9 protein-coding genes and 1 tRNA gene are annotated in these 13,137 nt (G+C 63.5%); 6 read left to right on the forward strand and 4 right to left on the reverse strand.

Going from position 1 to position 13,137, the window contains the following annotated elements; genetic code table 11:
• Positions 1 to 40 precede the first annotated feature (40 nt).
• Both EOC83_RS09590 and EOC83_RS09595 read right to left on the reverse strand, forming a co-directional pair.
• Positions 41 to 1,141, reverse strand: a complete 1,101-nt coding sequence (locus EOC83_RS09590; RefSeq protein WP_063170433.1) for a hypothetical protein — start codon at positions 1,139 to 1,141, stop codon at positions 41 to 43.
• Positions 1,142 to 1,256: 115 nt separating this feature from the next.
• Positions 1,257 to 3,071 carry a hypothetical protein gene (locus EOC83_RS09595; protein ID WP_063169762.1) on the reverse strand — a complete coding sequence of 605 codons (1,815 nt, stop codon included), beginning with the start codon at positions 3,069 to 3,071 and terminating at the stop codon, positions 1,257 to 1,259.
• A gap of 216 nt (positions 3,072 to 3,287) precedes the next feature.
• Between EOC83_RS09595 and EOC83_RS09600 the strand changes: the two genes are divergently transcribed.
• The 3 genes from EOC83_RS09600 to EOC83_RS09615 all read left to right on the forward strand — a co-directional run bounded on the left by EOC83_RS09600 (position 3,288) and on the right by EOC83_RS09615 (position 6,003).
• Entirely contained in the window at positions 3,288 to 4,175 is an 888-nt protein-coding gene (locus tag EOC83_RS09600) for a D-alanyl-D-alanine carboxypeptidase family protein (protein WP_063169763.1), read from the forward strand.
• 692 nt (positions 4,176 to 4,867) lie between these two features.
• Entirely contained in the window at positions 4,868 to 5,794 is a 927-nt protein-coding gene (locus tag EOC83_RS09610; RefSeq protein WP_063169764.1) for a DUF1003 domain-containing protein, read from the forward strand.
• 132 nt (positions 5,795 to 5,926) lie between these two features.
• Positions 5,927 to 6,003, forward strand: a tRNA-Arg gene (locus EOC83_RS09615).
• A gap of 364 nt (positions 6,004 to 6,367) precedes the next feature.
• On the opposite strand, the gene EOC83_RS09625 is transcribed toward EOC83_RS09615, so the two are convergent.
• Positions 6,368 to 6,760, reverse strand: coding sequence for an MAPEG family protein (locus EOC83_RS09625; protein ID WP_013528384.1), 393 nt, complete (start codon positions 6,758 to 6,760; stop codon positions 6,368 to 6,370).
• Positions 6,761 to 7,730: 970 nt separating this feature from the next.
• Positions 7,731 to 8,849 carry a LacI family DNA-binding transcriptional regulator gene (locus EOC83_RS09635; RefSeq protein ID WP_063169765.1) on the reverse strand — a complete coding sequence of 373 codons (1,119 nt, stop codon included), beginning with the start codon at positions 8,847 to 8,849 and terminating at the stop codon, positions 7,731 to 7,733.
• A 558-nt stretch (positions 8,850 to 9,407) separates the two neighbouring features.
• Between EOC83_RS09635 and EOC83_RS09645 the strand changes: the two genes are divergently transcribed.
• The 3 genes from EOC83_RS09645 (at position 9,408) to EOC83_RS09655 (ending at position 13,136) form a co-directional block, all read left to right on the forward strand.
• Positions 9,408 to 10,370 (forward strand): sugar-binding protein, encoded by a 963-nt coding sequence (locus EOC83_RS09645; RefSeq protein ID WP_013528381.1) that lies wholly within the window; start codon positions 9,408 to 9,410, stop codon positions 10,368 to 10,370.
• Positions 10,371 to 10,542: 172 nt separating this feature from the next.
• Entirely contained in the window at positions 10,543 to 12,087 is a 1,545-nt protein-coding gene (locus tag EOC83_RS09650) for a sugar ABC transporter ATP-binding protein (protein ID WP_082826719.1), read from the forward strand.
• Positions 12,088 to 12,140: 53 nt separating this feature from the next.
• Positions 12,141 to 13,136: an ABC transporter permease gene (locus tag EOC83_RS09655; protein WP_027161057.1), complete on the forward strand. Its 996-nt coding sequence runs from the start codon at positions 12,141 to 12,143 to the stop codon at positions 13,134 to 13,136.
• The last annotated feature ends 1 nt before the right edge of the window (position 13,137 follow it).

The following is a 13,137-nucleotide window of genomic DNA, read 5'->3' on the forward strand; positions in this document are numbered from 1 at the left end:
GTTCACGGAAATTTCAAACCCTGCGGCCGCGCAATCACACCTACGAGGCCAGCGGCTGGCCGATGCGCAGGAAATCGCTGTCGAAGGGAACCTCCCGCGTCGAACCGCCGGCATGCAGCCGCATGCGGCCATCCGCCGTCGTGACGTCCCGCGGCGGCTCGCCGCCCGACAGCGGCAGGACGCCGATGACGTGGCGAAAAGACACGCTTTGGCCTTCGCCCAGCGCAAAAGCGGTCGCCACCCCTTCGCGCTTCAGCCAGTTGTCGCCGATCGAGGCGGCATGGCCGACGGCAGCGCGGCCATCCTCGATGCCGAGCACGCCAAGGTGGCGGCCGCTCCATGGGGCGTAGTCGCGCCCGCCATTGCTGAACCACAGCATGGTGATTGGCAGTTCGGCCGGGTTCTTCAGCACCAGCACCAGATCGTCCTCGGCCTGTCGTGCAAGCGCGGTCCATCCCGGCCCGCCATGGTCGGCTTCGACCAGCGTGATGAAATCCTCGCGGCGGTCATCCATGCGGTATTCCGTCAGGTCGAGCGTGCCGCCGCCGGCGGCGGGAAAATGGCCGAGATCGGCGGAGCGCGCCGGATAGGCGAGCATGAAGCGGCCGCGTGCGGGATCGGGCTCCAGCGGATCGTCCAGCGTCGCGGCAAAACGCTTCGGCGAAAAGGCCAGCCTGCCGCCGCCGGTCATGGCCGTCATCGGGTGATGGGCGACCGAGATCGCACCATTGCCGCCGGAAAATACATGCTCCTGGTAGAGGAAGGGATGGCCGTCGCGCAGCGTCAGGATCTTGTCGACCGAAGCGCCCATCACCTCGTGCCGCAGGCGATAGACGGCGCGCCAGCCATCGTCGGTCGCGACACTTTCGACGACATCCCAGGCGCTGTTGGCCGTCCAGCCATGCAGCGGCGCTTCCTCGACATCGCTGCGCGAAAACGGCGCGCAGAGGAAATCGCCGGACAGCCGAACCGTGCCTTCCGGCAGGTCTTTCGGCAGCGTCTCGTTCGCATCGACCCAGGGCGCGCGATGCAGCGGCTTCAGCTGCCGCCCGCCAGCCTCGACGACCATGTCGGCGATGTGGCCGACCGTGAGGTCGAGCGAAACCGAAATGCCTCTGGCCTTGATGGTGTGGATGGTCATTGCGCTGTCACCGATTCTGAAGGCGCAAACTGAACCGTTCGGCGGCGGTTGCGCAAGCGCCGCGACAGGCATTTTGCATCGCGCACCTTCACCTTCCCCACAAGGGGAGGGTGAGCTACTGTCGCTTGTATTCCCGCACCGGCGACTTGGTGTCGTCGGTGTAGGTAACCTGCACCGACATCGATTTCACGCTGTCGGCGACCTTGAAATAGGGCTGGTAATCGTAGGGGATGGCGTAGGGGTCCTTCTTGTCGCAAGGCGGCATCTTGATCTCCTTGTCGAGGGCCGCGCCGTTCAGGCTGTAATGCACCTGTTTGATGGCGCAGCGGTAGGACAGCATCTGGGTGAAATAGACCAGGCCGTGGTTGCCGCTGGCATCGAAGGCGATCCACGAGGTCCAGAACTGGTCGAGGATCTGCTTGTTGCCTTGCTGAAGCGCTGTCTCGGGGTCGAAGCGGATGTCGAACGGGCCGGTCTCGCGGCCCCTGATGTCGAGATATTTGATCGCAATGATCCCCGCCACGGTGCTGTCGGGTATCTCGAAGCTCGGATTGGCCATCGGCTTGCCGGTGGTCTGGTCGTTCATGGCCAGGAAACCGGTGTCGGTGAAAGGACCGCTGTCGCCCATGCGCCAGGAGATGGCGGTCGCCGGCTCGGGCAGCGAGATGGTCATCGACCAGCCCTGGTTGGAGCGCATCGGCGTCAGCGAAGGCACGAAGCGGGCGGGGTCGAGCACGTCGCCAAGCGCCGCCAGCCGGCTGCGGCTGCGGTCCAGCCAGTCGGCCAACTGCGTCTGGTCGACGAAATATTTGAGCAACCCGCCATCCTTTTCGTAGGACGTGAACTTGGTCAGCGCCTTGGCCTCGTTGCGCTTGTCGGCCAGCGTCTGGGCGCCGAGGCGGTCTTCGGAAAACTCCTGCGCCAACAGGAAATAGGCCGGCGCGAAATCTGGATTGGCTGATATGAAGACGTTGAGCTTGTCGAGGCGCTGGGCGTCGTCGAACTGCTGGATATGCACCAGCTTGATCGACAGCGCCTTGCCCTTGTCGGCAAGCGCGCCGAACACCTCGCGCGCGCCGGCCTTGCCGTCCTGCACCCGAAGCAGCGCGGCAAAGCGCGTGTAGGGATCGATGGCGTCGACGTCGAAGCCGGCAAAGGCGAGGTAGGAGCGCCGCGCATTCAGCATGTCGCCGGACAACTCGTAGACGCGGGCATTGTGGTAGAACTCGTCCGGCCGCTTCGGCTCGGCGATCGCCCCGCCCTGCGCGGCAAGGGCGGCAAAGCCCTTGGCGATGATGTCGATCGAGGCGGCGATCTGCTGCGTCGTCGCCTGCAGCTTCTCGGTCTGGGCCTGCTGCTGCGCCTGGCCGGCGACCAGCGTCTCGGTCTCCTTCTTCACCTCGTCGGTGGTCTTCTGCACTTCCGCCGTCTGCTCAGTCTGCTGCTGCTGGACGGACGCGATCTCGTCGGTCTTTTTCGCCGCCGTGTCGGTCGACTGCTTGACCGCGTCGACCGTCTTTTGCGTCTGCGTGACGGTCTGCTCGATCTTCGCAACTTTCTCGGTAACGATGCCCATCGACTGCTGCAGCCCGGCAATGGCCGGCACCAGGCTGGCGATCACCCCATGCTGGGCGTTGGTCTGCTGCTGCAGGCCGTAGACGCCGCCGGCGACGGCCGCCGCACTGGTGGCGAAGATCAAGGCCGGCAGCGCCTTGGCCGCCAGCACCAGCCGGAGCACGATGGCAATGGCGATGATGATTGCGGCCACCGCGGCGACCAGCGCGATATAGGCGGCGAACGGCGCCAGCGGATTGAGGATGTCGGATACGGCACCCCCGACAAAGGCGACGCTGCCAGCCCATTTGCCGGTGCGGCTGAGTGATGCCCTGATAAGCGAGGGCGCAGCGCCCCCGGCCCCGATGTTCGTCATGCCAAGCCCCCAAGCCCTCGATACCACGCCCCTTCCCACGGGAAACGCGGCCTTGGCAAGCAAAGACACGGGAAAACCGGCGTTTTCGGGGCGGATGCCAAGCTTGCGAGGCTCGACAATCCTGGGGCTAACCGGCATTAACCAAATGGACGCAACAGCCGCGTTACGTTAGCGTCGTCTCATCTCAGCAACAGCCGACCCAGAACAGTCCAGCCCTTGTCCTACCTGCGTCCCTTTCCGCTCATCCAGAGAGTTTTTGCGGCACTAGCCCTGCTGGTGCTGCTGGCCGGCTGCGCCACGACGCCGCCCGACAGCGTGCTGGCCGTGCCCGCGCCGGCGCAGAAATATGCGGCCATCGTGGTTGACGCCAGGACCGGCAAGCAGCTGTTCGAGGTCAGCTCGACGGCGCAGCGCTACCCCGCCTCGCTGACCAAGATGATGACGCTGTATCTTTTGTTCGAGGCGCTGGAGTCCGGCCGCGTCAGCAAGCAGACGCAGATCCCGGTGTCGGACCATGCCGCCTCGCAGCCGCCGACCAAGATGCGCTTCCGGCGCGGCGAGAGCATCGACGTCGATTCCGCGATCCGCGCCATCGTCGTCAAATCGGCCAATGACGTGGCGGTGGCGGTCGGCGAATATCTCGGCGGCTCGGAGGATCAGTTCGCCGCCATGATGACATCCAAGGCGCGCCAGCTCGGCATGACCAGCACGACCTTCCGCAACGCGTCGGGCCTGCCCGACGATGGCCAGATGACGACGGCGCGCGACATGGCGGTGCTCGGCATGGCGCTGCATCAGCGCTTTCCCCAGCAGTTCCACTATTTCTCCGAAAGCGACTTCATGTTCCGCGGCCGGCTGGTGCGCGGCCACAACGACATGCTCGGCCGCGTGCGCGGCGTCGACGGCATCAAGACCGGCTACATCAGGGCGTCCGGCTTCAACATCGTCACCTCCTACAATGCCGACGGCCGCAATTTGATCGTCGTGGTGATGGGCGCCGACTCAGCCCGCCAGCGCAACGACCATGTCGAAGCGCTGATCCAGCGCAGCCTGTCGCCGACCACGGACGGCGCCAAGACCAGGCTGATGTTCGCGGAACAGTGAGGAGTGGTCCGCGTAGCGGACAAAAAGCCAATTGCTTGGCTTTTTGAACGACGAACGCCCTGAGCCTGCGAAGGGCGAGCTGCCGGTAGCAAGCATCGCGCTTGGCTGCGCGGGGATGGATATCGATAGGAATTTTTTCTTGACCCTGAGGGCAGCTATGCTACTATTTTCGGTATGGTGCTGAGTCGCGCCAATTGATCGACTGGAAACGTGACCCGCCCGCAAGGCGGGTTTTTTGTTGCCCGCCGCCCTGCAGAACCTTGTGCACGTTGGCGGGACAGCGCCCTCCTCTGTCCTGCCGGATGTTCGTCGCTCGGAAAGCCAAGCAATTGGCTTTCCGCCCGCTGCGCGGACCGCTCCTCAACCCCCGCAAGGGGGGAGATTGGCAGCTTCGGCGCTCCGCTCACTCCTGTGACGGTGGAAATTGGCGAAAGCCGGGACAACAGCCAATCTCCCCCCTTGAGGGGGAGATGTCCGGCAGGACAGAGGGGGGTGATTGGCGCAAACATCGGGCAAGTTCTTCCCGCTCCGGCCAATTTCGAACGTCTCCACCCTCCCTGAGGGGCGAGCCGCCGTCAGCCACATCGCCTCTCCGATCAAAAACACTTGTCCGGCCTGCGAAATCCGTGCCCGGCGCTGGCTATGCGCCGCCACCTCTGTCTATCGTCGCCCAGCACCCTCAGGAGCCCACCATGAGCACCGTCCCCAAAACGTCCGAACAGGCGGCAGACAATCAGAACGATGACGGCGGCGAGTATTTCGAGGCGCCGATCGTCGGTGAGCTGGAGGCCGATCCGGTATCGGACGAACACTTCGACACGCCCGAAGTGCCGGACTCCGAACCGGCAGGCCCCGGCGCCCACCGTGGCAAGCCGAAGAAAAAGCCGTCGGCGATATCGGGCCGCAAATTCCGCAAGCGCGATCTGGTGCGCATCGACACGCTGCGCCCGAGCCTCGCCGACCGCATCCGCTCGGACCATCCCGACCTGCCGGCCGGCGCCCGCATCAGCCGCGCCGAGCTCGGCCGCTACCGCATGCGCTATATGGAGGAGCTGCTGCAGCAGGAGCACGGCGAATTCTCCGAGCTCGACCGTCAGGTGGTCGAATCGATCGCCAGGCAGGACACGATTTCCGAAAACTCGGAAGAAGAATTCGAGGAGCACCGCACCTTCGCCGACCGCGTCTCCGACAACATGGCGGCCTTCGGCGGCAGTTGGTGGTTCCTGATCTCGTTTGGTAGCGTGCTGCTGGTGTGGATCGGCATCAATCTGGTCGCCGGCATGTCGAGCGCCTTCGATCCCTACCCCTTCATCCTGCTCAACCTGCTGCTCTCCTGCATTGCCGCCATCCAGGCGCCGATCATCATGATGAGCCAGCGGCGGCAGGAGTCCAAGGACCGCCTGCGCTCCTTCAACGACTACCGCGTCAACCTCAAGGCCGAGCTCGAAGTGCGCCATCTGCACGAAAAGCTCGACTACCTCATCTCGCGCCAATGGACGCGGCTCGCCGAAATGCAGCAGATGCAGCTGGACGCGATGCACGAACTGGCGGGCGCCAAGAAGCCGAAGCGGGCGGTGCGTGGAAGGCGGACGGTGAAGGCGGGGGCGGGAACCTCGTAGGCCGCAGCCTGGACGCACCCGGCCCAAGTCGCTACGCCAATCGCCAATTGCCCGTTGAAGCCCGCGCCCGCTTCCGCTAAGAAGCCGTGACTTGCCGGTTCACCGGCTGGTTCGTTTTCCGGATTCCGGAAAGCACCCGTAGCTCAGCTGGATAGAGCGCTGCCCTCCGAAGGCAGAGGTCACAGGTTCGAATCCTGTCGGGTGCGCCAGTTCCATGTAGGTCCGTTTCGGGGCACTGCGTTTGTCGTTGGCAGCTTTGCGGTCGAGCAGGCTCACGCGGCCCTTCAGCCCTTCAAAGGCATAATTCTTCTCAACCGCCAGCCAGGGCAACCGCCAGCGTTCGGCGGCGAGGGTGTCGCGAGCCCGCGAATGGGCCACCTGCGTCGTGAAGAAGGTACACCCCTCATTGCTCGGCTGCCGGCCGGCCGTCGAACCACATGTAATAGGAGGCGATGAGCATTTGGCGCCCCTCGAACGCGTCCAGCAATATTACCGACCCGACACCGATCGGAGGGAGTGCGCCCTATCTCCGCTTATGAGGTACCGTGCCGTTCTCCCGCGGCTGGGGAGCGCCTAGAGCATCAGATAGATGATCCGGCCCAGAGCGCCAAAAAGCAGCGCGAAGGCTGCAATCGACTGGACGAAGAAGCCGGGATAGCGCTTCAAGGGCGCGGTGCGATACCCTACGAAATATGCAATCCGACCTATCATCCAGAGCAGCCCAAGGCCGGAAGCCCACGCGGCATTCCAGTAGATCGCGAACAGCCACATCGACGGCATAAAGATAGGAAACCATTCCACCGCGTTGGCATGTGCCCGGATGGTTCGTTCAAGGAGCGGGTCGCCGGTCATTGCGGGCGCCAGTATGCCAGTCTTCTTGTGGGTTCTCGCGACCGTCACCGCCATTCCGAATATCATCAAGCTACAAAACAGCGTCACGAGAGCTACCGGGTAAAGCCGTTCCATGTTTGCCTCCTCTCATGGTCGGGACAGTAGGCAAGCAAAGGTTATCGGCAAGGGCAAGGCGCAGGCAGATCTTTCCTGACAACCAGCGCCAATAAGAGCGGGGTTGTCAGTTATATAATTGCCCTTTTTGTTAATCACCCGAAAACGATGGGCAAGTTATGCCATCAGCGTCCCTTCCGTGGAGGCGGTGATGGCCATCGGCATACCGCCGTGCGCGATTGACACGCTGCCCGGCGGAAGGCAAAGAGTGACACATTATTGGCAAAGGGGAATGTCGATGAAGAAAATCTATCAGAAGCCCGTTTTCACGAAGCGTGAGCGACTGTCGTCAGTGACGGCTTCGCCCAGCTCATCCGGGATTATCGATTAACCAAGAGAGTTACAGTTTTGGAAAGCCCGCTGCCGAAAGGTGGCGGGCTTTTTGCTTTCTCCAGGAAACGACAGCCGATTCCGCAAGTCGGCACCGTCAACCTCAATTTCAAGTTCGGCAGACGCAACTGCCTGTGGGACCGCGTGCAGGGCAAGGTTAGCGGACCAGTGCCGAAGGCCTGAAGAAAGACAAAGCGGAATGGTTCAAGCCCGCCTTGTCGGACGGGTGCGAAGAAATGCATCGCCATGCGAAGCTGCTGGACTGCCCGGAGGAGAAGTAATGCCCGTGGTAAAAGGGCTCCCTGAAGCGCGAGAACAGGCTCTGCACTCGCGATCTAGACCATCAGGCTTAATTGCTGGATTCCTGTTGTGCCGGTAGCGTAATCGGGCTGGGGTGTCCAGCACTGGCCGGCACGGCGTGTCCAACCCCAAATTCGCAACCGTGCCGGTCTGTTGCACCAATGGGAATGAATGTCTCAGACTTCGACCTTGACCCCCTTCCGCGCAAGAATCGTCTGCATTGCAGCCATCAGCTCTTCGTCCCACTGGTCAGGTTTCCCTAACGGTCGAAGGTAAGCCAGCGCGGGCCCGCCGAGTCGCGTTACCCTACCACCCCCCGTACACTCTCCCGCTCCACCAGCGGACACTCCAGCTTCGTGATCGGATACCGCCCCCGTCCAGGCGCCGCCGGCGCTTCCAGCTGTTCGATCGCCCATTGGCCCATCGCCATGTGCGGCAGGATCGAGGTCGTCAGCGGCGGGAACAGATGCCTGGCGATTTCCTCGTCGTCGTAGCCGACCACGGAGATGTCCTGCGGAATGTGCAGGCCGGCTTCCTTCAGCGCTTCGTAGCAGCCGATCGCGGTGCGGTCGTTCTGGCAGAAGATGGCGGTGGGCTTATCCCTGAGCGCCAGCAGCTTGACGGTGGCGGCATAGCCGGCGCTGGCCGACCAGTCGCCCTCGACCACCAGCTCGGGATCGAACGGGATGTCGGCCGTGGCGAGCGCGCGGCGGTAGCCCTTCAGCCGGTCCTGTGCCGCCTGCATCCACGGCTCGCCGGTGATGGTGGCGATGCGGCGGTGGCCGTGGCTGATCAAATGGCGGGTCGAGCTCTGGCCGCCGGCGATCTCGCTCGGCACCACGGACGGGAAGGCGTAGTCCGCCGTGTAGCAGTTGAGCAGGATCACCGGGATGTCGAGGCCGTAGAGATAGTCGGGCGCTGTGATCTCGCGGGTGAAGATGGTCATGTAGATCAGCGCCGAAATGCCCCGCTTGGTCAGCGCTGAAATAGCGCGCGGCTCCATGACGGAATCGCCCAGCGTCTGCGCCACCAGAAGCACGTTGCCGGCATTCCACGAGGCCTGGCGCGCGCCCTCGATGGCGACCACGGCTTCGGGGCTGGTGGCGAGCTGGTCGACGGCAAAGCCGATCACCCCGTCCAGCCCTTCGAAGGCGGGCCCCTCGAAGGCAGGCAATGCCGGGTGAAGCGCCTCGAAAGCGGGCGCGGTGTAGCCAAGCGTCCGTGCGGCCTCGATCACCCGTTCGCGGGTCTGCTGCGACAGCTTGATCCCTGGCGAATTGTTGAGCACGAAGGACACGGTCGCCTGCGAGCAGCCGGCGGCCCTGGCGATATCGATCATGGTGACGCGGCCCTTGGCGCCCTTGGCCGGCGCCTTGCGCCGCCTCGCTGTGTCGCTGGCCCGATCCGTCGTCTCGCTCATGGCAAATCCCAGTCTGGCTGGCCGGTCAGGCCGGCAAGGTGGCGTGACGCCGTCGATTTATCGGAATAACGTCAAGCTCGTTTATAACTATTAGTATGCCGGAGGTCCATCCGCCACGCATCTCCATACAAGCGAAAGCTCAATTAACAAAAGGCCTGGGCGGCTGCCCAGCGGTGAGGGCGGCACGCCGGCGGGCACACCGCGAAACCGCTGGCATTGGCTCGGAACTAATACTGTTTACTAATACAAAAATGCGCTGTACCGTCAATCGTCGCATCCGGCCGGTCACGTCCGGGGCGACGGGAGAGTACGAAAAATGGCCCGGTGGCGAGCGGATCCTATCTCCGCAAGCCTTGTCTCGGATATGTGATATGTCAGACAAATCGGACTATTTACGAATGAAGGATGAGTCTCTAAGGTCGCTGTCGTGGCTGGAACGACGCCATTCTTTCGGTGCCGGGAACCCCTTTGAGGAGGAGGGCGTCCACGCTGCAAACGGCAAATCAGGTCAGTGCAAGATCGGCCGGTCCAACGACTGAGCCAAACGGGAGGTTGAACATGAAATCCTTGATACGCAATGCATCCGTAGCCGCGACCGCGCTGCTGCTTGGCCTGTCGGCCACGGCAATCGCGCGCGCCGACGACAAGCCGACGCTGGCCTTCGTGGTCAACGGCGCTTCCGATTTCTGGAAGGCCGCCGAAGCCGGCGTCAAGAAGGCGCAGGGCGAACTGCCCGACTATACGCTCGAGCTCAAATATCCCGAGCAGTCCTCGGTCGCCATCCAGCAGCGGCTGATGGACGATCTGGTGACCGCCGGCGTCAAGGGCATCATGGTCTCGGCCGTCGATCCCAAGACCTCGACCGATGGCCTCAACAAGATCGCTTCGGAAACGGCGCTGTTCACCACCGACTCGGACGCCCCGCAGACCAAGCGCGTCGCCTATATCGGCTCGTCCAACGTCGATGCCGGCAAGCAGGCGGCCGAAATCGCCAAGAAGGCGATGCCCAATGGCGGCAAATGCCTCGGCTTCGTCGGCCTGCTCGGCGCAGACAATGCCAAGGAGCGCATCCAAGGCATGAAGGACGGCCTGGCCGGCACCAAGATCGAGTTGATCGACGTGCGCGGCGACGACATCGACCAGGCGCGCGCCAAGAAGAATGTCGAGGACGCGCTGGTCGCCAGCCCCGACGTCACCTGCATGGTCGGCTTCTACTCCTACAACACGCCGCGCATCTATGAAGCGCTGCGCGACGCCGGCAAGCTCGGCTCGATCACCGTCGTCGGCTTCGATGACGATCCGATCACGCTCGGCGGCGTCAAGGAAGGCACCATTGCCGCCACCGTCGTGCAGCAGCCCTTCGAATGGGCCTATCAGGGCATGAAGCTGATGGCTGCCTATCTCAAGGGCGACAAGTCGGGCATCCCGGAAGGCAACCTCATCATCATCCCGACCAAGATCATCGGCAAGGATGACGTCGACGCCTACGCCGCCAATCTGAAGGCGATGGCCGGAAACTAAGACTTGAAGCAGTTCAGCCGGCTCAACGTCGCTTGGGCCGGCTGCTCGCATTGACGAACACCGCGAGGATCGTCAGTCTGCCAAAAGCCAAGAGCATGATCCCGAAAAGTGGAAGCCGGTTCTCGGAAAAGATCATGCTCAGAAATTGGCCCGCCAATCGCTGTCAGGCATGATGAATTATTCCGACACATCCATTGCTGCATCCGTGACCGCCCCGTTCCTCAGCCTTGAGAACGTGCGCAAGACCTATCCGGGCGTCGTCGCGCTCGACGGCTTCTCCATGGAGGTCAGGCCGGGCGAGGTCATCGGCCTTGTCGGCGAAAACGGCGCCGGCAAATCGACGTTGATGAAGATCCTCGGCGGCGTCACCAGGCCCGACAGCGGCACGATCACCGTCGACGGCACCGCGCATGACAGGCTCTCCGTCGAAGCCAGCCTGGGATCGGGCATCGCCTTCGTCCACCAGGAACTCAATTTGTTCGAAAATCTGGACGTCGCCGCCAACATCTTCTTCGGCCGCGAACCTTTGCGCGCCGGGCCGCTCAAGCTCGTCGACCGCGCCAAGCTGCGCACCATGGTGGCGCCGCTTTTGAAGCGCGTCGGCGCCAATTTTTCCGCCGACACGCCGGTCGCGACCCTGTCGCTGGCGCAGCAGCAGATGGTCGAGATCGCCAAGGCGCTGTCGATCGAGGCGCGGCTGGTCATCCTCGACGAGCCGACATCCAGCCTGCCGCTCGCCGAGACCGACAAATTGCTCGACGTCATCAAGGCGCTGAAGGCCGACGGCATCAGCGTCATCTTCATCTCGCACCGCCTGCACGAGGTCGAACGCGTAGCCGACCGCGTCGTGGTGCTGCGCGACGGCATGCTGGCCGGCACCTTGCCGAAGAGCGATATCGGCCACGACCAGATGGTCAAGCTGATGATCGGCCGCATGCTGAAGGAGCGCGAGAAGGCCTCGGAAGCGGCGCGTGCGCCCGGCGCCGTAGCACTTGCGGCCAAGGCCATCCGCACCCCTGCCTATCCCGGCCGCCCGGTCGATCTCGACGTCAGGCGCGGCGAAATCCTCGGCCTCGCCGGTCTTGTCGGTTCCGGCCGCACCGAGCTGGCGCGGGTGTTCTTCGGCATCGATTCGAAGCTCGGCGGCGCGCTGGAACTCGACGGCAAGCCGCTTGCGCTGGCTTCCGCGGCCGACGCCGTCGCGCACGGCATCTTCCTGGTTCCGGAAGACCGCAAGCTGACCGGTATCCTGCTCGACCTGTCGATCGCTCAGAACATTTCGCTGCCCAATCTGCCCGCGCATGCGCGCCGCTCCCTGGTGTCCTCAAGCGCCGAGACCTCCACCGCCGAGAAGCAGAAGAAAGACCTCGGCATCAAGGCGCCTTCGGTGCAGACGCGCACCGGCACGCTGTCGGGCGGCAATCAGCAGAAGGTCGTGCTCGGCAAGTGGCTGGCCATGAACCCCAATGTGATGATCCTCGACGAGCCGACGCGCGGCATCGACATCGGCGCCAAGGCGGAAATCTACGGCCTGATGCGCGCATTGGCCGATGCCGGCGTCGCCGTGCTGATGATCTCGTCGGACATGGAAGAGGTGATCGGCGTGTCCGACCGCATCGCCGTCATGCATGAGGGCCAAATCTCCGGCATTCTCGACAAGGACCGGTTCAGCCAGGAAAACGTGCTGCTGCTGGCGGTGGGCAAGCAGCCGAAGTAGTTTTGCCGGGGTCTCGCGCAAGCGCGATCTGCTCAGGCATTGGGGAGAAGACGATGAGCAAGAAAGATCTCGGCCTGCTGATCCTGATCCTGGTGGTCGGGGCGATCGTTGCGATCATCAATCCGCGCTTCCTGCTGCCGATCAACCTCGCCAACACCTCGAACCTGATCGGTCTGTTCGGCATCCTGTCGATCGGCCAGGCCTTCGTCATCATCACCGGCGGCATCGAATTGTCGGTCGGCTCGGTGGTCGCGCTGCTTGGAACGCTGTTCATCGACTTCATCGCCGTGCGCGAGGTGGGCTGGCCGCTGGCCTTCGTGCTGATCCTGTTCCTCGGCGCCATCATAGGCCTGGTGCATGGCTGGCTGATCACAAGGCTCAAGCTGCAGCCTTTCGTCGTCACTTTGTGCGGCCTGTTGATCTACCGCGGTGTCGCCCGCTTCTACACCGCCGACGGCACGGCGGGTTTTGCGTTCGGCCAGAATTTTCCCGAGCTCGAATTCCTGACGGCCGGACGCTCCTATGGCGTGCCGAACAGTTTCATCGCGCTGATCGTTATTTCGATCGTCATGTGGGTGGTGCTGCATCGCTCGGTGTTCGGCCGCTATCTCTACGCCATCGGCAAGAACGAGGAGGCGGCGAAATATTCGGGCATCCGCACCGGCCGTGTCGTCATCGCCGCCTATGTCATCTGCGGTGTGCTGACGGCGCTGTCGGCGATCTATTTCGCCATGTACACGCGCTCGATCTCGCCGGCCAGCCACGGCCAGTTCTACGAACTCTACGCCATCGCCGCCGCCGTGCTCGGCGGCTTCTCGCTGCGCGGCGGCGAAGGCTCGCTGATCGGCGTCATCCTCGGCACGGTGCTGCTGCAGGAGCTGCAGAATCTCGTCAACCTGCTCGGCATCCCGTCCTCGCTCAACTTCGCGGTGATGGGCGGCGTCATCCTCATCGGCGTGCTGGTCGACCAGCAATGGGGCGTGTTCCGGGAACGGCGGCTGATGGTCGACGCCACCCGCAAGGGCGTGGCGGGCCAGGCTGCGGAATAGC

The sequence above is a fragment of the Mesorhizobium sp. Primo-A genome (assembly GCF_003997175.1).
Taxonomy (GTDB): domain Bacteria; phylum Pseudomonadota; class Alphaproteobacteria; order Rhizobiales; family Rhizobiaceae; genus Mesorhizobium; species Mesorhizobium ciceri.

What these genes read in the sequence shown, in the direction of transcription:
- EOC83_RS09590 (WP_063170433.1), bottom strand. Translation starts at nt 1,141, where the DNA reads ATGACCATCCACACCATCAAGGCCAGAGGCATTTCGGTTTCGCTCGAC.
- EOC83_RS09595 (WP_063169762.1), bottom strand. Translation starts at nt 3,071, where the DNA reads ATGACGAACATCGGGGCCGGGGGCGCTGCGCCCTCGCTTATCAGGGCA.
- EOC83_RS09610 (WP_063169764.1), top strand. Translation starts at nt 4,868, where the DNA reads ATGAGCACCGTCCCCAAAACGTCCGAACAGGCGGCAGACAATCAGAAC.
- EOC83_RS09625 (WP_013528384.1), bottom strand. Translation starts at nt 6,760, where the DNA reads ATGGAACGGCTTTACCCGGTAGCTCTCGTGACGCTGTTTTGTAGCTTG.
- EOC83_RS09635 (WP_063169765.1), bottom strand. Translation starts at nt 8,849, where the DNA reads ATGAGCGAGACGACGGATCGGGCCAGCGACACAGCGAGGCGGCGCAAG.
- EOC83_RS09645 (WP_013528381.1), top strand. Translation starts at nt 9,408, where the DNA reads ATGAAATCCTTGATACGCAATGCATCCGTAGCCGCGACCGCGCTGCTG.
- EOC83_RS09650 (WP_082826719.1), top strand. Translation starts at nt 10,543, where the DNA reads ATGAATTATTCCGACACATCCATTGCTGCATCCGTGACCGCCCCGTTC.
- EOC83_RS09655 (WP_027161057.1), top strand. Translation starts at nt 12,141, where the DNA reads ATGAGCAAGAAAGATCTCGGCCTGCTGATCCTGATCCTGGTGGTCGGG.